Source organism: Clostridium sp. Cult1, from assembly GCF_021655095.1.
In the GTDB taxonomy this organism is placed as follows: domain Bacteria; phylum Bacillota; class Clostridia; order Tissierellales; family Tepidimicrobiaceae; genus Schnuerera.
In genome coordinates, this window is record NZ_PPXW01000001.1 from 1,295,434 (window position 1) to 1,316,642 (window position 21,209).

The 21,209-nt window shown below is 30.0% G+C and carries 17 protein-coding genes; 1 reads left to right on the plus strand and 16 read right to left on the minus strand.

Annotated features, from left to right (window positions below; translation table 11 throughout):
- Nucleotides 1-247 precede the first annotated feature (247 nt).
- The 3 genes from C3E89_RS06325 to C3E89_RS06335 all read right to left on the minus strand — a co-directional run bounded on the left by C3E89_RS06325 (nt 248) and on the right by C3E89_RS06335 (nt 2,810).
- Nucleotides 248-571: a hypothetical protein gene (locus C3E89_RS06325; protein ID WP_236911621.1), complete on the minus strand. Its 324-nt coding sequence runs from the start codon at nt 569-571 to the stop codon at nt 248-250.
- 65 nt (nt 572-636) lie between these two features.
- Nucleotides 637-2,364 (minus strand): ABC transporter ATP-binding protein, encoded by a 1,728-nt coding sequence (locus tag C3E89_RS06330; protein WP_236911622.1) that lies wholly within the window; start codon nt 2,362-2,364, stop codon nt 637-639.
- A 2-nt stretch (nt 2,365-2,366) separates the two neighbouring features.
- Complete coding sequence (locus C3E89_RS06335; RefSeq protein ID WP_236911623.1) at nt 2,367-2,810, minus strand: MarR family winged helix-turn-helix transcriptional regulator; 444 nt, start codon at nt 2,808-2,810, stop codon at nt 2,367-2,369.
- A 124-nt stretch (nt 2,811-2,934) separates the two neighbouring features.
- Between C3E89_RS06335 and C3E89_RS06340 the strand changes: the two genes are divergently transcribed.
- Nucleotides 2,935-4,104, plus strand: coding sequence for an MFS transporter (locus tag C3E89_RS06340; protein ID WP_236911624.1), 1,170 nt, complete (start codon nt 2,935-2,937; stop codon nt 4,102-4,104).
- Here the strand turns inward: C3E89_RS06340 and C3E89_RS06345 are convergent.
- The 13 genes from C3E89_RS06345 to C3E89_RS06405 form a co-directional block, all read right to left on the minus strand.
- On the minus strand, nt 4,101-5,999 hold the full coding sequence (locus tag C3E89_RS06345) for a hypothetical protein (protein WP_236911625.1): 1,899 nt from the start codon (nt 5,997-5,999) through the stop codon (nt 4,101-4,103). The genes C3E89_RS06340 and C3E89_RS06345 overlap by 4 nt on opposite strands.
- Before the next feature lie 11 nt (nt 6,000-6,010).
- Entirely contained in the window at nt 6,011-6,217 is a 207-nt protein-coding gene (locus tag C3E89_RS06350; RefSeq protein ID WP_236911626.1) for a hypothetical protein, read from the minus strand.
- Between the two features lie 14 nt (nt 6,218-6,231).
- Nucleotides 6,232-6,969 (minus strand): helix-turn-helix transcriptional regulator, encoded by a 738-nt coding sequence (locus C3E89_RS06355; RefSeq protein ID WP_236911627.1) that lies wholly within the window; start codon nt 6,967-6,969, stop codon nt 6,232-6,234.
- A gap of 19 nt (nt 6,970-6,988) precedes the next feature.
- A complete protein-coding gene (locus C3E89_RS06360) occupies nt 6,989-7,834 on the minus strand; it encodes an alpha/beta hydrolase (protein WP_236911628.1) in 846 nt (281 codons plus the stop codon).
- A 10-nt stretch (nt 7,835-7,844) separates the two neighbouring features.
- Nucleotides 7,845-11,114: a UvrD-helicase domain-containing protein gene (locus C3E89_RS06365; protein ID WP_236911629.1), complete on the minus strand. Its 3,270-nt coding sequence runs from the start codon at nt 11,112-11,114 to the stop codon at nt 7,845-7,847.
- Nucleotides 11,114-14,209 (minus strand): PD-(D/E)XK nuclease family protein, encoded by a 3,096-nt coding sequence (locus tag C3E89_RS06370; protein ID WP_236911630.1) that lies wholly within the window; start codon nt 14,207-14,209, stop codon nt 11,114-11,116. Before C3E89_RS06370 ends, C3E89_RS06365 begins: the two co-directional genes overlap by 1 nt.
- A 10-nt stretch (nt 14,210-14,219) precedes the next feature.
- Nucleotides 14,220-15,119, minus strand: coding sequence for an ROK family protein (locus C3E89_RS06375; RefSeq protein ID WP_236911631.1), 900 nt, complete (start codon nt 15,117-15,119; stop codon nt 14,220-14,222).
- Nucleotides 15,120-15,153: 34 nt separating this feature from the next.
- Complete coding sequence (gene nagZ / locus C3E89_RS06380; protein WP_236911632.1) at nt 15,154-16,404, minus strand: beta-N-acetylhexosaminidase; 1,251 nt, start codon at nt 16,402-16,404, stop codon at nt 15,154-15,156.
- Nucleotides 16,405-16,507: 103 nt separating this feature from the next.
- Entirely contained in the window at nt 16,508-17,320 is an 813-nt protein-coding gene (locus tag C3E89_RS13435; protein ID WP_236911633.1) for an NlpC/P60 family protein, read from the minus strand.
- A gap of 12 nt (nt 17,321-17,332) precedes the next feature.
- Nucleotides 17,333-18,280 carry an ATP-binding cassette domain-containing protein gene (locus tag C3E89_RS06390; protein WP_236911634.1) on the minus strand — a complete coding sequence of 316 codons (948 nt, stop codon included), beginning with the start codon at nt 18,278-18,280 and terminating at the stop codon, nt 17,333-17,335.
- Entirely contained in the window at nt 18,273-19,322 is a 1,050-nt protein-coding gene (locus C3E89_RS06395; RefSeq protein ID WP_236911635.1) for an ABC transporter ATP-binding protein, read from the minus strand. Before C3E89_RS06395 ends, C3E89_RS06390 begins: the two co-directional genes overlap by 8 nt.
- A 12-nt stretch (nt 19,323-19,334) precedes the next feature.
- A complete protein-coding gene (locus C3E89_RS06400) occupies nt 19,335-20,267 on the minus strand; it encodes an ABC transporter permease (protein WP_236911636.1) in 933 nt (310 codons plus the stop codon).
- Nucleotides 20,267-21,209 (minus strand): ABC transporter permease (locus C3E89_RS06405; RefSeq protein ID WP_236911637.1); only part of this gene is annotated, 943 nt, incomplete at its 5' end. The genes C3E89_RS06405 and C3E89_RS06400, both read right to left, overlap by 1 nt.

Sequence of the window (21,209 nt, forward strand, 5' to 3'; positions counted from 1 at the left end):
TTAGAAGGCCTATTAAGTTTACCCTTTTTTAGCTAGAATTGATTGAAATATTTATTAGTGATTTTAAATTTTACTATTGACAATTCTTAGCTGGACTTATTTTTGTATCATGTATAGAACAATTCCCTATATATAGAATACTATATACCCAAAAATTTTGCATTACAAAGATATAAATAATTAATTACAAAACGGTTACAATTAAGCACTAAATAGGCTAAAACCAAGCCTATTTAGTACTTAATAATTAATATTGTCCCCCATAAAATTCATAGGGATTTAATCTTCGTATCAATTCAGATATAATTATTATAGATATAATATCTCTAACTAGTCTTCTCCTTCCATAAAAAGGCCTTTGAGTTACCCTATATCTCCCTCTTCTTTCTATAGGGTCCTCATCTATCTCCGGACATTCATAGACCATTTTTTCATAGACTTCATCGATCATAGCTTCCATATCTTTATCTGATATATTGCTATTATAGTTGTTGTTTTCTAAATATCTATTTACTGAGTCAATGGCCTTTGGATAAATTCTATAATATAGTTCTGGATAGTTGTAATCCATAATAAAACCTCCTCCTGCATATTCAATATATTATATGCAAAAGAAGGCATAATTGACACAAGTATTTAAGATACTAAATCTTTAAACTGAGATCTATATAGATTTGCATATATAGCATCAACTTCTAATAGTTCTTCATGACTACCCCTTTCTTCAATTCCCTCATTGGTTAATACTAATATTTCATCTGCATTTTTTATAGTTGACAGTCTATGGGCAATAATTAGTGTAGTTCTACCCTTTGCTAAATCTTCTAAAGATTTTTGAATTAATATTTCCGTCTCATTGTCTAAAGCGGATGTAGCTTCATCTAATATTAAGATTGGAGGATCCTTTAAAAATAATCTAGCAATGGATATTCTTTGTTTCTGTCCTCCTGATAATTTAACTCCCTTTTCTCCAATATAGGTATTATATCCATTAGGAAGTGTCATTATAAAATCATGGATACGAGCTTTTTTTGCTGCTTCAATTATATCTTCTTCTGGTTTCGTTGGATCTCCATAGGATATATTATCCATTATAGTTCCAGTAAACAAAAATACATCCTGTTGAACTAGACCTATATTTTTTCTTAAAGATTTAAGGGTAATATCTCTTATATCTTTACCGTCTATTAAAATCTCACCTTCGTTAATATCATAAAACCTTGGTATTAAATGGCATAGAGTTGTTTTACCTGCCCCTGAAGGGCCAACTATAGCAACAGTTTTTCCCGCTTCAATATTTAAGTTTAAATTGGATAACACTCTATCTTCACCATTGGTATAACTAAAGGAAACACCATTAAATTGAATATCCCCTTTTACTTCTGTAAGTTCTACGGCATCTTCTCTATCTGTAATATCTGGTTCCATATTCATTATTTCCATAAATCTTTCGAAACCAGTCATTCCATCCTGATATTGTTGCATAAAATCTGCTAATCTTCTTATAGGTTGCATGAAGAAATTAACATATAGAGTATATGCAAGTAAATCTCCTAAGGTAATAAAGTCTAAATATACAAAATATCCACCGATACTAATTACTATTAAATTGAGAATATTAGTTATTAAGCCCATACCTGCTACAAATTCAGCCATAGCTTTATAAGAATATTTTCTCGCCTGTTTAAATTGATCATTGCCATCATCAAATTTCTGAATCTCATATTCTTCATTAGTAAAGGATTTGGCAACCCTTACTCCTGATATGCTATTTTCCAATTGAGCATTAACATTAGCGATTTTCTTTCTAACTTGTCTAAAGGACTCTTGCATTTTAGTCCTTTTAGTCATAGAAAACCAAATCATTATTGGAACGAAAGCAAATATTATTAGGGTCAGCCTCCATTCTATCCTAATTAAAAGGATAAAAGATCCAACCAACATTACCAAGGAAATAAATAGATCCTCAGGTCCATGATGAGCTAATTCTGTAATATCTCGTAAATCGTTAACCAATCTTGACATTATATGACCGGTTTTAGTATTATCATAATAGCTAAATGGTAAAGTCTGTAAATGAGAAAATAAATCTCTTCGCATATCATGTTCAATATATACCCCTAGAACATGGCCCCAATATGAAACAATATAATAACTTATATATCTAAAGATAAATAGTATAGCCATTATAATAGTCCATCTAAGTAAAAGATCCATCCTAGCAGCTGGTATGATTTCATTAACAATTTTTCTTGATACCATAGGAAATACTAGATCAAAGGCAGAGATTAAAAAGGCAAAAAACATGTCTATAAAAAATAGTTTTTTATGAGGTTTATAATAGGAAATAAATTTTCTAAGCAACTTCAATCCTCCTTATTCAAATTATTATATAATTTAGTTAAATTGGTTAGTAGATTTTCTACTTCTCTATTATTCATCTTTTTCAGAGCAATATATGTAACCCTATTACTCCTCTCTTGTCGAATAGTATTAATTAAGTTTAGCCCTTTCTCAGTTATAATAACTCTGGTAATCCTTCTATCCATTGAGTCATCAATTCTACTAACTAATTCTTTTTCTTCTAAGCGGGAAATCTTCTCCGATATTGTATTTTGTGCCCTATTATATTTTTTAGAGATTTCACTGATTGTAGGGGGAGTCTTGCTAAAGCTTAAGTAAATTAATAGATGGTATTGATCATAAGTTAAATCATATTCTTGAGCTATTTGATGCCCCTTTGTATGGATTATATTACTGCATTCTCTAATATAATTGGATATGGCTTCCGATGCTTTTTGTAATTCCATAATATCATCTCCAGATTTACTTTAGACTATCTAATATATCGCATAACGATATTATATCATCTATATTTTATTTTTTCAATTATAATATATAATATATTTAGTACATAAAATTAAGGAGGACATTATGAATTTATTTTTGATGTTTTTTACTACTTTTTTTATTCAACTAATTATTGCCACGGAGATGAATATTATAGCACCTTTGGCTCCATTTCTATCTCAATATTTTAATATTAAAGATAGTTGGGTAATTATGTTTAATATTGGATTCTCTCTTGTAGGCATTTTGGTCCCAATTTTAGGAGTTTTTGCTGATAAATATGGAAAAAGAAAAAGTTTAATGGTTGCTTTAATCTTCTATATTGCTGGTACACTAATAAGCGGATTTTCTAATAATCCTATCCAATTTGCCTTAGGTAGAATTTTTATTGGCATTGGTTATTTTTCTCTTAGTGGTACTAATCTCTCCTATTTAAGTGAATTTGTCCCCTATGAATCTAGGGGAAAAGCTTCAGGAATATTAAGAGGTGCTTTTGGGATTGCTATTTTATTAAGCCCTTTATATGCAACTAATATGATAGATAAATATGGTACCTTAAAAAATGTATATATACCTCTTACAATTGTTGGACTTATTTGTTTATTATTATTAATTAAATTGCCTGAAACAAAGAAATCAAAAGAGGTAAAAGTTGATATCAATGAGCTTTTAACTATGGTCAAAAAACCAATTAATTATAAATCTTTAATTGTTGTTTTTTTAATCCTTGCAGCACCTGCTTTATTATTAAGCTTCCTAGGTATATATATTTCCAATAATTTTAATCTTAATCAAGTAGAAATTGGCTATGTATATACTATAGTAGCTTTTGGGACCATTGTAGGAATTATATTTGCTGCATTGTTTACAGATAAAATAGGGAAAGAAAAACTGTCAAGAATCCTATTTACTCTTGTGCTTCTTGCTTTAATTCCTATAGTTTTTTCAAAGTCTGTGGGAATTATTATTATCTTATTGACTTTAGTTACAATAGGCTTAGATGGAGGATGGACTGCTTATCAGACTCTTTGCTCTGAAATAAATCCTAAAAAAAGAGGTACCTTTATGAGCTTGTTTTATACTATAAATGCAATAACGGTAACAATATACTCCATCCTAGGTCCATTATTGTATGAATTAGGAGGATACAAGCTATTAGTAATTATTTCTATAGTAAATACTTCTGTTGCCCTTAGAATACTATATAGTATGTCTATAGAGAAATATATAATTGAAAACAATAACTCCTTCTAAGTTCTAGAAGGAGTTTCCTCATTATAGATTAACAATGATATTAAATAATGAGTCATATATATAAAGGTTATCATCCCTGTATCATTAAGTAAGAAACCTATAGTACCAGTAACTAATATTGTATAAACTTCTTTCTTTATATTCCCATTAATCCCTTTTAATAGAACTTTAAGGGAAATACACTGAGCAGCTAATACTATACTAAAGGGTGGTAGTAAAGTTAATTTTATTAACTCTATAGCTTTAATCTTAAACATGTCAATAAACTCACTAATGCCATAGGTTTTTATTCTTATTAAAAAGTTTATTGCATGACTTTTTTCATTGCTTAGATAGTCGAAGTACATATTCATACTAAATACTAAAGCTCCAAAAAGTATCAGAATGGCTAAGTTTTTAATACTCCAATTTTTACCTAATAAATTTATATATATAATAATTAGGAACAAAATAAGAGCAGTTATGAATCCTCCTGTATTAGCTCCATAGTTAGTAGATAGTACCATTATGTTTATCAATATATATATTAGAGATACCACATTCTTTAAAAACTCATTTTTAAGGAAACCATTTATAAAATAGCAACTAATTATGGAACAAACTAATAAGACTCCCATAATCCCATTGTTAAATCCATAGTATCTAGCTCCATAAAACAGGTTATTAAATCCTATATAAGAGTTATAGATATTCTCAGGATAAAAAAAGATTCCAAAAATAATCAATCCATAGGTTAAGGTAGCAATTACCTCAATAGTATTTATTTCCTTATCAAACATAAATATTGTAATAATATAGGAGGTTAGCAAGTTTATAAATAGATATAAAACAATATTTATATGTAAACTTGAAGCTCCCATTAATAACCCAATAAAAATATTGATTATAATAAAACTATTCAATAAGTTTATATTTTCAAATTTATCCTTTCTATTTTTATAGATATAGTAAGCAGAATAAACTTGAACCAAATATACAAGGCCATGAAATATATATGTTATCCATATTAAATTTATAGTCTTTTTAAATAGGTTTTTTAAGTCATTTAAATTGTCTTCCCTTTCTATAGTATCAATTTCATTACCTATAATAGAAGTATCTTTCTCATCGTAAATGGAAATCAATTCTCCATATATATCTTCTATAGTTATGAAACCCTCCCTTTTTGTAGAAGAGCTTTTTATCATTCCATCTTCACTTCCATTAATATAGATAATAGGTGCTAAATTATTATTTATAATATACTTCATATCCTCAGGAACACTCCTAGGAATAATGAAAATATTATTATCTTTGTATTTCTCAATATAATCTTTTAATAGTCTAACCCTTTGGTTGTTTTTATCTATATCATAGGAAAGAACAAGTATATTAGATTGGGATAAATAAAAATCCGTTTTATCATTTAACCAATCTTGGCTATATTGGATTTCAATTTCACCGCTTTTAATATTGCCATTATTATCTGCAGCTATGATGGCTGCAGAGTTATCTCCAATATAGGATACACCCTCCTTTTTTAGCCTTTCTCCTAAAAGACTTATTTCAACATTCTTAATTCTATTAGTTAAGTCATCCATCATATCTTGAAATCCTGATATGATTATAGTGCCATTTTGGTCTTTATATAGACCTTTATAATGTTCAGGTTTTACTCCAACCTTCCTTCCTGCTGCTATAGAAAAATGAAAACTTACTTCTCCAGCAGGTTTCCTTGTCTTTAAGTTCATAAAACCAGTTCCAAAATCAATGTTATTTGTAATATTTTCTATAATCCTTAAATCTAATTCATCTGTTAAGATTAAAATAGACTTTTCCTCTATAGCATAAGAAGTATTACTTAATAATAAGACTAAAATGATAGCTATGATTGTTATCACATTATATCTTTCCATAGGCACACCCTTTAATAAATGATGTAATTCAAAATACAAAATATTCCAATGGCTATAGAAAAAAGTCCTAGAAATATTTTATATTTATATATACCAGTCTTTTCGTTCACTGCTTTTTCAACTATATTTCTTTCATTTCCTACTTTTATAATTGTATATCGTTGATTTAATATTGCAAAGATCCCAAGAATTAAAAATAATATTCCCATTAATAACATATAAATCGCTCCATTTATATAAAATTAGATATATATTTCTCCAATTCCAATACTCTTTCGTCTTTAAAAATAATCCTATCTAAAATGCCCCTCGTTGTTACAATATTTCCTAATTTATAATAGGATAAGGCTTTATAGTAAAGTATCTTATCTTCATTTCCATATAAACTTGCTAGATTATAATAGGTTATTGCCATTTCATAATTATTATCCATAAAGTAAGATTGACCTATAGCTAGATAAGATTTACTTATTCCATTAATATCCCCTTCTTTAAAAAAAAGTAGTAGACTTTCTGAAAAATGGGTGATAGCACAGGAATATAAGCCTTCCCTATAGAGAAACTTCCCCTTTAATTTTAACGCTTTTGCCAATAAATCTGGTAAATCATATTTTTGTGACAGATATATTATCTTATATAATTCCCTATATTTTTCATGTTTATTTCTACTACTTTTATCTAATACTATATTAAAACTATCTAAACATAACTCTTTAGCGATATCCTTTTCGCTCTTAATAAAATAAGAAGAAGTAATATTCAAGTTTATTCCCATTTCTTTTGCTTTTGAATTTAATATGTCTGCAAGATAAGTTGCATTGATTACATTAATAGGCCTTTTGCCATTTTCAAACATTGAAATATAGTTTTTTGACATATTTTCAGCTGACAAATCTCCTTGAGTTAAACCTAATCTTTTTCTAATTTGCCTAAGTCTCTGTCCCGGCTTTAATATTGTAAAATAGTCCATATCTTCCCTCCCTATTTTATCAATAAACCTTTTGTCCTTCTCCATTGAATCTATTATATATCCAATTTATAATATCTAGTAATATCTTATCCTTTTCCTTCTCATTTAATATTTCATGGAATAGATTATCATAGATTTTAATTTCTTTATCTTTAGATACAATATTATTATACAAAAATATAGCTGTTTCTTTTGGAACTATTTTATCTTTCTCACCATGGATGATTAAACAAGGATAATTATATTTTTCAATATTTTTTCCTATCCAGCCAGTTCCTTTTACTAAAAATTGAACATAAAAATTCAATGTTGCTTCCTTAAGCACCAGCGGATCCTTTTCATATCTTTCAACAACTTCTGGCAGACTGCATATATCCTTAGAGAGTTGATTTTTTATCTTCATATTAGGAACAATCAAATTTAATAAATTAAATATATCTCCCTTAATCCCTTTTACTTGAGGTAGTCTTCTAACTGCTGCTCCTGAAAAAATTTGTCCTTTTAGTTTATTAGGGTGATTAATACCGTATAAACAGGTAATAAAACCTCCCATACTATGTCCTAGCATAAATAAAGGTATATTTGGGTATTCACTCTTTGCCATATTAACCACTCTATCTGTATCATGGACAAAATCCATAAAACTATTAATATGACCTTTTAGCCCTTTGCTTCTGCCATGGCCTCTCAAATCATATCTATAAACTCCAATTTTTGCTTCATTTAGCTTTTTAGTCACATAATCATATCTATTTAGGTGTTCAGCAAATCCATGGTTGATAATTACATTGGCTAATACACCTTCTGGTATATCCTTTCTATAATAAAGTTTAACCTCACCTTCACAATTTATATAATTTTCCATTTTAATCCCCCTAGTCAATATTGCATAATATACTGTATTCACAATGCCCTTCACATTCATTGGATTTATCATATTGGTCAATGGAATTATTGCAATTTATAAATTGAATAAATTCTTTAATATTTTCAAAATTTTTCTCTAAACCTTCCTTGCTTACATCTATTTCCTCTATTTCTCCTGTTTCTAAAAATAGTATAGCTGCCCTTTCAACTTCCATATTGGCAATTTTTCTTAATGCGTTAGCATAAAGCTGCAATTGAGGTTCATATATTTTTACTAGTCGTTCTTTATTATATACTCTATTGGTTTTAAAATCCAATATTTCTGCTTTTCCATTTTTAATATTTATTCTATCTATTATACCATATAGATGAGCATCTTCCACTTTTAAGTAAAACTCCTTTTCAGAATATACCTGGTCATAATCTTCCCTATGGTATCGTATATAATTCTTCACATAAGGGCTAAGTTCTTGTTTTATGAATTCATCGTATTCTAATCCAAAGGAGTTAACCACCTTTTTCAACAGTTTATCAGGCTCTATGCCGATTTTATAATGTTGACAAAATTTATGAACTATATTTCCTTTATTAATTGGATTTAGAATGGAAGATGTTTCTCTAGTATTAGAGTTTGAAAAATCTAAAGAAATCCTATTATAATAATTAAGGAAGAACCTTTTTCTACATTGGTTAAACTCCAGATATTGGGAAGGACTAATTCTAGAAAATAGTTTTTGATTATACCCTTCCATTACATGAAGCAGTGGAAATTTTTTACTATCCAAAGGTTTAGTCTGAAATGATTTATCATGTAGTTCCCTAATAGGTTCTTTTAATTGGGGCTTGATCTTCACTCTATCTATAATTTCCACATGATCTAAATCTATTAAATCCTTAATCATCTTTTTAAATCCATTATCTTTTCCTTGATTGCCAATTATCAATCTTTTTTCTGCTCTAGTCATAGCTACATATAGTAAACGTTTATTCTCTTCATCTTCAATGACTTTTATATCTTCTTTTATTTTATCATAAAATGGAGATTTTTTATCATATTTAAATCCAATTCCTTTATTCTTATTTAATAATATATAAGGTTGTTGATAATTAAAGCCTCTAGACATCTGGGGTATTATCACTACAGGAAATTGTAACCCTTTGGATTTATGGATGGTCAGCAACTTTACTACATCTGCATCCTCAGATTGGATTTTCGCTTGAGATTCATCTGTATCTTTTAACCTTTCAATATAATCTATAAAATCCTCTAAAGAACCAGAGGTATTTCTATCAAAGTCTAAGGCCAATTCTAAAAATTTATATACATTAGAGACTAATTGCCTACCTCCATGATATAACATAAGGCTTTCGATATAATATGTATTATTAAGAAGTTCTATTAGTAAAGGGTATATTCCGTAGAGTCCCTTCTTTACCATTAAACTCTTTAGTATTTTTTTTGCATCTTTTATTTTATATTTTTCATCTTCTTGGATATATTTAATATCTTTATCCAATGTTTCTAAAATTGAATTTTCCTTATGCCTTAAAATCCAGTATAAGGTTTTATCTGAAATTCCAATCATAGGACTTCTTAAAAAACCTATAGTGGAAATAGTGTCATATCTATTACTTATGGCTTTTAGACCATTCACCAGATCTATTATTTCTTGTCCTCGATAAAATCCTTTACCTCCAATATTATAATAGGGGATACCGTATTCCATCAATGCTTCCTCGTATATATAATCCATAGTTGTTGCCCTAAATAATAGAGCAAAATCCCCATAGTTAAAGCCACCTTCCTCTACCAATTCCTTTATTCTACTAGCTATCAACCTGCTTTCATAATAGGTATTATAATCTGCTTCACTTATATTGATAGGTGCTATTAAGTCTTCTTTCTCTAATATTTCTATATCTATCTTATTTTTAGAAACATGATGGTTTTTCAAACTTATATATCTGGCACCCATTAATTTATTAAATAGCGAATTTACAAATTTTATTATGGTATCAACAGTCCTGAAATTCTTATCTAAAGTAATAGTTTTCTCATTAGAAAAACTTTCTATATCTTTCATTACCTGATAGAAAACTTGTAAATCTGCACCTCTAAACCCATATATGGATTGTTTTGGATCCCCAACTACAAAAAGGTTGTTTCTATCTAATGGTTTATCTTTAGAGCAGAGTTTGTAGAATATCTTTTTCTGCAGCTCATTGGTATCTTGAAATTCATCTACCATAATATATTTAAATCTATTCTGGTATTTTTCCCTAATAGATGCATCCTCTAATAGCCTTAAAACCAAAATTTGTAGATCATCATAATCTAAGCTTCCTAACTCGTCTTTGCTACTACTATATTTAGTATCTATTTTTATTAATATTTGAAAAAGTCCTTCATATATCCATAGGTATTCCTTCTCTTTAATAAGGAATACTTTGTTTATGGTCTCCTTCAAGCTCTCTATTCTATCTGTCTCCTTTGAATTGGTTCCAATATTGTCGTATAGATATTCTAGAATAGGAATCAAATCTTCCTCTCCATATTTATCTTCAAAGAATTTTAACCAGATACTATCTGTTTTCAATTTCTCAACCTTGGAATTCTTTCTGGATCTATCCATCAAATATAAAAAACTATCTTTAATATATTGAATATCCTCTGTAGATATTTGTACACTAGTTATAAAATCTAGGGTCATCTCTTTTACTTGTTCAAAGGTATAACCTACTGTCCTAATCTTGTTATAAATAGCTTTTATTTCTAATACTACTTTATCTAAATCATCCCTATTGAATATTTTTACTAGTTTATAAATATTTTCGTCTTCTTCAATGGACTCCAATATTTCCTCCAATATAATGTCTTCTAGTAATAGATTAGCTTCATCTTGATCTAACACGGTAAACATAGGGTCAACCCCTGCTGCTAATGGATTGTCCCTCAAAATATTACCACAGAAACTATGGATGGTGGAAATATTTGATTTTTCCATATCTCTATAATATCTAATCCATCTTTTACCTAAAGAAAATCTTTTCTTTATCTCTTCTCTAATCCTTTCTTTCATCTCTTGGGTAGCCTTTTTAGTAAAAGTTATGGCAACAATGGATTCTACTTCTTTGTTTTCTTCTAAATTACCATGGTCCAATATATAAATATACCTTTCTGTAAGTACTTTAGTCTTCCCAGTACCAGCACCAGCATTTACAGCCAGATTTTTATCTATTGTGGTAATTGCTAGATTCTGCTCTCTTGTATTACCCATCATTCTACCTCCCAAACCTCTTTATATCTACATATATCTTTATAGATACAATAAGGTGAACACTCCATTGGATTTACTGAAAAATCTCCTTTATGAATAGATTCTATATAAGATTTAATATAGTTTTTAGTTGTATTTAATAATTCCTCTAATTCTTCTTCAGTAATTGCACCTTTGTTTCTTTTACTTACTAAGTCTTTTTCTTCTACATTACCTATCTTTAGTTGGAATTCTCCTGTTGATATAATTCCATATAAGGCTCCTACTATTGTCTTATCCATTTGAGATAATATATACAGTGGTAATTGTAATGATAATCCTGATCTCATATGATCAATATTTCTAATATTATAATCGCTATTTTTATAATCTATTATTATATATTTGTCTTCATCAATATACTTGTCCATCCTATCTATTGCTCCAGCAAATGGTATCTTTAAATCATCTATTTCTACTTCAAAAGATTTTCTTCTTCCAAAAATAATCTCGAAATCCATAGGCACTATTTTTTTCTTCGATTTAGTTAGTCTAAGTAAATCGGATTTAATAAACTCCAATATTCTATTAGCATTGTTTTCTATTCTTAACTGCCAAAGTTTTGAATTTAAATTAATTCCTAAAGATTTAATCTTTCTTTCTACTTTATTTACTATATAGCTATAGGTATCATCTATATTAAAATTCCGTTTTCCTTCAATATGTTCCTGGATTTCTCCTTTAAAATTATAATAATATTCCTTTAAAACCTCATGGTTGATAATACCCCTGTCCAAAGGTGTAAAATCCCTAAACTCTCTTTCCATTTCCTCTACATTCAATATATTATTTAACAGAAAATAATAGGGACATTTTCCATAGGATTCTAGATAGCTAATGGAGTAGATCTTCCCCTTATGAATATTCTTAATATCTTCTATTATACCTTCATCTCCAATATTACCACTATACTCATTAAATTCATTCTTATTTCTTTTTATTTCACATAAAATCCTATCCTTTACTTCTTTAAGGCCATTATTATCTATATCATTATACATAAAGAGTATATCTTCACCTTCTCCTTCATAATACTTTTCAAGTATATATTGGAGCACTTCCTTCTTGGTTGTTAATTGGGTTGTATTGCTTTTAATAATATAATCCATATCTACCTTTATAAAACTTACTTTTTCTTCCGTTTTCTCCCCATTTATGCTATTTAATATCTCATCTAAAAACATAGATGGTATGTCCTTCTCATCTTCAGTAGCATTCTCAGAGTAGGATAAATATAAAATATTTGTGCAAGCAGCAATAACAGTGGTAAATAGAATAGATTCTTTATCTAATTTCTCATAATAATCTTTTATATCTAGTCCTATGTTTATTAATTCATTATAATTATCCTCTTTAAAGAAAAAATTACTTTCATTTAAATTAGGGTACTTTCCTTGTGAAAGTCCTACAACAAATAGAACCTTGAACTGATGTCCTCTAGTAGTTACAGGAGTAAGAATGTTTACTCCTCTAGAATTGCCTTGGACTTTCTTTATGCTTTCCTTTTCCAGATAGTTGTCTAATAATATCAGTAATTCTTCTAAAGAAATTTCTCCTTCTATTATATTTGAAAGAATCAAGATATTGTCTAAAATTTCCTTAAATTTATTGAAAGCCGAAATATCTCTGTGAAATATATTAAAATCACCTGTCAAATTGTAGATATCCAATATCTTCTCTTCAATCTGGTATTTTCCCATAAGAGATAAAATAATTGATATATATTCTTTTATGGACCCATGTGATGGTATGGATTCCATTTCCTCTTTTATGATTAGTAAAATAGATTCTAAATCCTCCTTATATGAGAAAATATATTCATCATTTCTTTGGATTAAATCCTCTATAGAATTAAATCTCAGCTTTCTTAGAAAATATTCTATTTTCTCTCTTTCTTCTATACTGCAAAGGTTAAAATAATTGGTTTTAATTCTATTGATAATTGTCTTCTTAGAGTTTTCTTTTGTTTTCAGAATATGTATTAATTCTTTAATTAGTGGAATTTCCATTAAACTAGTATCTTCATTTAAAGAACAAGGAATCCCTTCTTCATCAAATACCTGAAACATAGTATTCTTATATTCATTCGGATTTGTAAGTACTACAGCCATATCATTTAAATCTATGCCCTCTAAATTATGCATCTTTATTCTTTCTGAAATCTTTTTCATCTCCAAATAACTATTGGCTGCCTTAACCACATGGATATGAGGATTAGGATCTATATTGTTTTCTGATTCATTAAATAGAATACTGGCCATTCTTTCATAATAATTTAGTTCTACTTTTTCATCATTCTCCTCATTTTCTATTTTAAATCCTAATTCTTTAAGAAATTCTATAGTTTCTAAAAGGGTATTGAAATTTTTGCTCCTATTAAAGGGCATATTAATATATATAGGACATTTGGTCTTAGTTATTTCCTTCAACAATTCTAATTCTTGAGCCCTAAAATCAAAAAAACCATCTATAATAATGAAATCTAAACCATCAAAAAAGCTATTGTCCTCCTTTAATAAGGATAAAGATTTAAAGAAGCTTTCTTCTCTATCTATTAGACCGTATTCGTTCAATTGATCCTCATATTCCTTATATATTAGTCCTATTTCAAAATAAAATGGCTCTTTTGGACATTTTCTTAGATATTCTTCAGCAGTTATTAAGGACCTTTTTATCTCTCCAATAATTCCAACTAGGCTTTTAACAAAACCCTTTTTAGTAGATATACTTTTATAATATTTTAATCTACTTTTACTATTTAACTCCTTTAGTATTTTGGAAATAAGGGCTTCTTTCATTTCTCCATCTATATAAGTATAGAAATTATTTTCTAATAGCCTATCTACTATATCGTCAAAAGTAAATAGGTTAATATTAAAAGTTCCTTCTATCTGTTCAATCATCTTTTGCCTACATTTTTCCAATAAGTTTCCATTTGGTAATATATAATAAAAGTTATTTCCTTTATCTTGCATTAAATAATTTATAGCCTTGTTAAATAATTTATGAGCCTTAGAGTTGTTATAAGGACCTAAATAGACTATTCTATCTATCATTTTACTCCTCCTAAATATTATCCAAAGCTACTTTTGCAGCTCCAATCATACCTGCATCGTTTAAGAACTGAGCTGGTAAAATTTCTGTTCCCTTTGAACTATTGCAATTATTATGATAATAATCTAGCATTTTCCCCCACCAATACTCTTTAGAATTAATGACACCTCCACCAATTATAATTCCCTCAGGGTCAAATATATTTTTTATGGATATTAGATAGGTGCCCAAATCCATAATAAACTTGTCCACTGTTTTTTTAGAATTCTCATCCGTTTCATAATTGCTAAATATGTCTTTTCCTTTCAGCTTTTCTCCCGTTAGCTCTAAATAGGTATTTTCTACTGCATTTCCAGATATATATTGTTCTACACAACCCCTTTGTCCACAGCCACATAATCTTCCCTTAGGATATAGAATAGTATGCCCTAGCTCAGCCCCTTGATAATTAATACCATACCATATTCCAGACTTTTTAGAAAAAATTGCTCCTCCAACTCCTGTTCCTAATGTTAACATAATAAAACTATCCAATCCTTTCCCAGATCCTAACCATTCTTCACATATGGCTGCTACATTGGCGTCATTTTCTACAAAAATTGGTATCCCTTTGAATTCTGTTGACAACTCTTCCCTAATCTTAGTACCTGCCCATCCCTTTATATTTCCACCTATAGTTAATACTTCTCCCCGTTTTACATCTATAAATCCAGGAGAACCTAATCCAATAGCCTCAATCTTCTCGTCTTCAATTAATTCTTCAATGACTTCCTTAACCTTACCTAGGACTACATTCCTACCACCTTCCGAGTCTGTAGCTCTGCTAACTCTCTTCAATATTTCTCCCCTTTCATTGATTAAGCCTCCATATATACTCGTACCACCTAAATCTACTCCTATAACCCTTTTCATATATTTATACCTCCTTACCTTTAATTAACCCTTTTTAGTTCTTTTTATCTATTTTATTCATTAGTTCTTGAGTTTTAGAATTCAATGTATCCATGTCTAGTCTTTCTATTAAATGATCTTCCAATTTATATTTTTCTTTTATTTGAATGATTCTATATAACTTTTCATCTAATTCATCTTCAGAGATACTGCCTTTGTTAACTTCTTCTTTTATCCTATTAATAATTTTTACATGGTTTTCATAGCCATGACAAATTAACAATAGATCTCCACCAGCCTTTAAAAATTTTATTGCCGCTTCTTCTATGGTATAGTTTTTAATTATGGCTCCCATAGTCATATCATCAGAAATTATTAGGCCTTCATAGGATAATTTTTCTCTAAGAAGCCCTGTTATAATTTCCTTTGATAATGTAGCAGGATACTGGTTATCTAACTTGGGAAAAAGTATATGACCTATCATTATAGTATCTACACCTTGTTTTATACTTTCTTTGAAAGGAACAAGCTCTATTTTTTCCAGATCATTTAAATCCTTTTCTATAACTGGTAAATCTATGTGAGAATCCATATTAGTGTCCCCATGACCAGGGAAATGTTTTACAGCAGCAACAATATTCTCTGATTTAATTCCTTTCATTACTTGCATTCCGTTATCTACTACTGTTTTAGAGCTAGAGCCAAAGGCTCTATCCCCTATTACTGGATTTTGAGGATTAGAATTTACATCTAAGACTGGTCCAAAGTTCATATTAAATCCTAAGGATTTTAACCTCTTCCCTATTATTTTACCATATTCTAAGGAAATATCTTTATCATTTATATCACCTATTCTTTTAGCTGCTGGTAATTTAATAAAGGAATTTGGAAGTCTTGACACCCTTCCTCCTTCTTCATCTATGGATAAAAACAAAGGTATAGGGTTAGTTGAGTTGACTTTCTTTAGATTATTTAATAGCTCTAAAGTTTGATTTTCATCAGCAATATTATATTTGAATAAAATAAATCCACCTATATGATATTTCTCAATCATTTCTTTTGTGTGGTCATCTATTGTAAGTCCATTTATCCCTATTATCATTAGCTGGCCTATTTTTTCATCTAATGTCATTTTGTCTATTATCTTTTCGATATTGTCTTTACTTTCCAATTCTTTATCTAATTCTGATTCCTCTTTTGATTTATCTTCCTTCGGTTTATCCTTATCAATAATTTTTCCATCTTTAATGCACCCAGTCAATAAAAGGGTTAAGCCTAATATAAAATATAAAAATAATTTTTTCACATATATCCTCTTTTCCTTTAGTATATTAATTCAATTTTAATATAGTATTCCACCTTTTGCAATATAGATACTAAAAGGTAAAAACCTGCTATTAAAAGCAGGTTTAAAATACAGTTCCTATTTCCTTTATATTTGCTAAATCCTCCCTATAATCTGAATGGCCAGGGTTTAAGCTATTTATTACTACTCCTCCGGAGGCGCCAGTAGAATGGATATATTTATCATTTCCAATATACATGGCTACGTGACCAGGCCAATATAATAAATCTCCTAGTTTCATCTCCTCTCTTGATATTCTTCTCATCCCAAATTCTTCTTTTATTTGAGAGTCCCTATAGATTACAACACCGTTTATTAAATAGGATATGGAGGTAAGACCTGAACAATCAATTCCTAAAGGGGTTTTTCCTCCCCATCTATATTGAGTGCCCATATAGGTAAGGGCTGTATTAACTACCTTTTTTCGTAACTCACTTTCTTTATCTATTTTACCTAACTTAATCCTATCCCCTATCAATTCTTGTCTTACCCAGCCTCTTTCTTCTGTAGGCATTATAATTTCTGCCCACTTTTTATTGGTATTACCTGTCAATTGGACTATAGCTCCCCTTGTTAATAGTTTTTTACTATAGCTTTGATATTTTGGTTCTTTCATCACATCTATTATTCCCCATCTTACCATATGTTTAGCTTCCCTATCCCATTTTTCTGCCTTTTCTTCATCTATTAATAGATAATCTCCGTGTATATACCCTCTATATCTATAATCAGTCTCTACATAATACCAATTATCCTTCTCTTCTCTTAATATGGTTACTAATCTACCAAATAAAGTTTCATCAGCAGCTTCCTTATTAAAGCCTATTTTTTGCTTTAACGGCCCTATAGTATCTATAATAATAGCTAATTTCTCCACAAAATCCCTCCATTAAGCCTTGTTTAATATTCCTCTATATTCTTCTATCTCTTTGTCATTAGCCAAAATATAATGGCCTTGCTCTATTTCTACCCACTTAGGTGGATTCTTTTCATAATTATGGCAGCTTGGGTCATATATCTCTAATACCTTTTTCTTTTCCCTTATTGGATCGGGTAAAGGTATAGCTGAAAGTAATGCTCTGGTATAGGGATGTAATGGGTTTTTGAAAAGTTTTTCCGTTTCTGCCATTTCTACAATTTTACCCTTATGAATTACAGCCAATCTATCAGTAATAAACCTTACTACCGACAGATCATGGGCAATAAATAAGTAGGTTAAATCCTTTTCTCTTTGTAGTTCCGATAAAAGGTTTAAAACTTGGGCCCTAATAGAAACATCTAAGGCGGATATAGGCTCATCAGCAATGATAAACTCTGGTTCCATAATTAAAGCCCTAGCAACTCCAATTCTTTGTCTTTGTCCTCCTGAAAATTCGTGGGGAAAACGACTAGCAAACTCTGGCAATAACCCAACGTCTAATAATGCTTTTTCTACTTTTCTTTTTCTATCCTCTTCATCTTTGTAATTTTTTAAATTATATAAGCCTTCAGATACGATATAATCAACCTTTGCTCGTTCATTTAAAGAAGCCATTGGATCTTGAAATATCATCTGAATCTTCCTTGTTAGCTCCTTGTCTAATTCTTTACTTATATTTCCATTTATCTTCTGACCTTTAAACAATATATCTCCACCAGCAGTCTCTACTATACGGGTAATAGCCCTACCAATAGTAGTTTTCCCTGAGCCAGATTCTCCCACCAATCCAAAGGTTTCTCCTTTATAGATATGAAAACTTACACCATCTACCGCAACAAATTTATCCTTTCTCTTCTTTCCAAACTCTATGTGTAAGTCTTTAACTTCTAATAATATTTCTTTTTTCTTTTTATCCATTTGCTTTCACCTGCCATTGTTTACGTAAAATTTTTATAGATTCTGGCGGTTCTACCTTTGGTGCCCTAGGGTCTAGTAACCAAGTTTTAGCCTTATGAGTAGGACTTACTTGGAAATAGGGAGGTCTTTCCACAAAATCTATTTTTAAAGCTTTTTCATTTCTAGGTGCGAAAGCATCTCCCTTTATTTCATTAAAAAGATTTGGCGGCGTTCCTTTAATAGAATATAAAGGCTCTCCCTTAACACCTAGTTGGGGCAAAGATGAAAGCAAGGCCCAAGTATATGGATGTTGCCCATTATAAAATACTTCTTCACAGGTTCCTATTTCTATTATATCACCTGCATACATTACAGCTATTCTATCGGCTATATTAGCTACTACCCCAAGGTCATGGGTAATATATATGGTAGTCAGTTTATACTTCTTTTGCAGGTTTTTCAATAAACCTAATATCTGGGCTTGTATTGTCACATCTAGAGCAGTAGTAGGTTCATCACAGATTAATATCTTAGGATTACAGGCCACTGCAATAGCTATAACTACCCTTTGCCTCATTCCCCCAGAAAACTCATGAGGGTATTGATAATATCTTCTTTCTGGCTCCGTTATTCCCACATCTTCTAGTATTTCAATCACTTTTTCTCTTGCTTTATGGTTTTTCAATCCTTGATGAAGCACTACTGCTTCTTCTACTTGGCTTCCTATAGTTTTTAAAGGATTAAGTGAAGTCATAGGTTCTTGAAATACCATGGCAAATTCTTTACCTCGAATATTTATCCAATCCTCTTCTGTCTTATACTTAGCTAAATCCTCTCCTTTATATAATATACTACCTGAATCTACCCATCCATTGGCATCAAGCAATCCCATAAAAGTTTTGGTAAAAACAGACTTTCCTGCTCCAGATTCACCTACTATTGCTAAACTTTCTCCCTCATACAGATCCAATGATGCTTCTCTTATGGCAGTTAAAATCTTACCTCTCAAATTAAATTTAACTACTAAATCCTTAACCGACAATATTATATCAGAATTCCTCATCTAAGCCACCTCCTATACGTGATTTCTTGGATCTGAAGCATCTGCAAAGACATTACCTATTACATAGAAGGATATGGTTATTATGGAAAGGACTACAGCAGGAAATATGAGTTGATAACGTAAGGATGGTACTCCCATCACCCTTCTACCTTCATTGATTAAATTTCCTAAAGATGGGATACTTACGGGAAGACCTAGTCCAATATAGGTTAAGAAAACTTCATAACCTATAGCGGCAGGAATAGCTAAGGCCATTCTCAACATAATTACCGAAACTAAATAAGGTAATAAATTTTTAGTAATTATTCTATTAGTAGGTGTACCTAGACATCTGGAAGCTAAATTATACTCTCTATCCCTTATGATTACTATTAAATTTCGCACAAATCGAGCCATATTTAACCAACCTGTCATACACATGGCAAATATCATGGTAAATACGCTAGGCTTCATTATATAGGTTAAAAGTATTAATACTATGGTTGTAGGGATATTGTTCAATACATTATAAATTTCAGTAATAATAGCTTCTAATCGTCTAACGTAACCCCATAACGCCCCAACTATAATGCCTATTATAGCTTCCCAGAAGCCAACAAAAAATCCAATTAATAATGAAGTCCTAGTGCCACTCCAAATACGAGCCCATAGATCCTGACCAATGGAATTGGTCCCAAACCAGAATTCAGAATCAGGAGGATGATTTCTTAGTTGCATATTGGTTACCTCATCAATATGAATTTTAGTAGGGGATTTTTGCCCTGGTAAATAAGGTTGAATCATTGTGAAGGCTAAGACCGTTATCATCAAAAATAATAAAAATACAGCTACCTTATTTTTCATAAATACTTGAACTGTAGATCTCCAATAAGAATAATTAGAATATCCTGTTCTCTCTGCTTTAGTTTCATCATAGATTGCAAATTCAAATAGAGAATTATCCATTATCTAGCACCTGCCTTTCTATCCAACTTGATCCTTGGGTCTAAAGTTGCCATTAAAATATCTCCTAAGAATAGCCCAATTATACCTATAGATGAGTATATAAGGACTAGGGCCTGAACTAAAGTATTATCTTGCCTTTGAATAGCATCTACTAATAGCCCTCCCATTCCCGGTATAGAGTATAAAGATTCAATATATATAGAACCAGATATGGTAAATAAAAGAGAGGTTGGCAAATACTGAACCATCGGTACAAAAGCATTTCTAAGGACGTGTTTCACCATTATAGTCTTATCCCTTAACCCTTTAGCTCTTGCTAACTTTACATAGTCCTTGTTTAATTCATCTACCATATAACGTCTCATCCACATGGCATAGGAGGCGGTTCCTCCTAAAGACATGGAAATAGTAGGCAGTATCCAGCTAATAGGTCTGTCTGGATTAAATAGAATTGGAAGTTTTAAAATATCCGTTACATATAGTTGTAAAAATAGATAATAGACTGCAGCAGGAACAGCATTAATGAATACTATATAACCAGTACCCACCTTGTCCCATATTTGATTTTTACTTCTTGCCATTACAATACCTAATGATATCCCAAAAATTAAAGAAATTGCCATGGCGGCTAATCCAAATCGTACTGAGTAGGGAATTTTAGTTTTAAGGATTTCAGCAATAGGCACCTTTGGTCGATAAATAATAGATTCACCTAAATCTCCTGATATAAGATCTGAATAAAAGTTCTTTAGTTGAATATGTATAGGATCTCTAAGTCCCATACTAGTTAATATGGCTTCTCTTTGCGCTTCATCTAATTTTTCATATCCATCTCCAAAATAGCCTTCCTCTGGCATTAGTCGCATGAGAAGAAATACTACCGTTATTACAATAAATAATGTTATTAAAGATTGAAATAACCTTTTAAGTGAATACTTTAAC

Bases quoted from the DNA above. Each gene is read 5' to 3' on its own strand.
- C3E89_RS06325 (WP_236911621.1), bottom strand. From the start codon at position 571: ATGGATTACAACTATCCAGAACTATATTATAGAATTTATCCAAAGGCC.
- C3E89_RS06335 (WP_236911623.1), bottom strand. From the start codon at position 2,810: ATGGAATTACAAAAAGCATCGGAAGCCATATCCAATTATATTAGAGAA.
- C3E89_RS06340 (WP_236911624.1), top strand. From the start codon at position 2,935: ATGAATTTATTTTTGATGTTTTTTACTACTTTTTTTATTCAACTAATT.
- C3E89_RS06345 (WP_236911625.1), bottom strand. From the start codon at position 5,999: ATGGAAAGATATAATGTGATAACAATCATAGCTATCATTTTAGTCTTA.
- C3E89_RS06350 (WP_236911626.1), bottom strand. From the start codon at position 6,217: ATGTTATTAATGGGAATATTATTTTTAATTCTTGGGATCTTTGCAATA.
- C3E89_RS06355 (WP_236911627.1), bottom strand. From the start codon at position 6,969: ATGGACTATTTTACAATATTAAAGCCGGGACAGAGACTTAGGCAAATT.
- C3E89_RS06360 (WP_236911628.1), bottom strand. From the start codon at position 7,834: ATGGAAAATTATATAAATTGTGAAGGTGAGGTTAAACTTTATTATAGA.
- C3E89_RS06365 (WP_236911629.1), bottom strand. From the start codon at position 11,114: ATGGGTAATACAAGAGAGCAGAATCTAGCAATTACCACAATAGATAAA.
- C3E89_RS06370 (WP_236911630.1), bottom strand. From the start codon at position 14,209: ATGATAGATAGAATAGTCTATTTAGGTCCTTATAACAACTCTAAGGCT.
- C3E89_RS06375 (WP_236911631.1), bottom strand. From the start codon at position 15,119: ATGAAAAGGGTTATAGGAGTAGATTTAGGTGGTACGAGTATATATGGA.
- C3E89_RS06390 (WP_236911634.1), bottom strand. From the start codon at position 18,280: ATGGATAAAAAGAAAAAAGAAATATTATTAGAAGTTAAAGACTTACAC.
- C3E89_RS06395 (WP_236911635.1), bottom strand. From the start codon at position 19,322: ATGAGGAATTCTGATATAATATTGTCGGTTAAGGATTTAGTAGTTAAA.
- C3E89_RS06400 (WP_236911636.1), bottom strand. From the start codon at position 20,267: ATGGATAATTCTCTATTTGAATTTGCAATCTATGATGAAACTAAAGCA.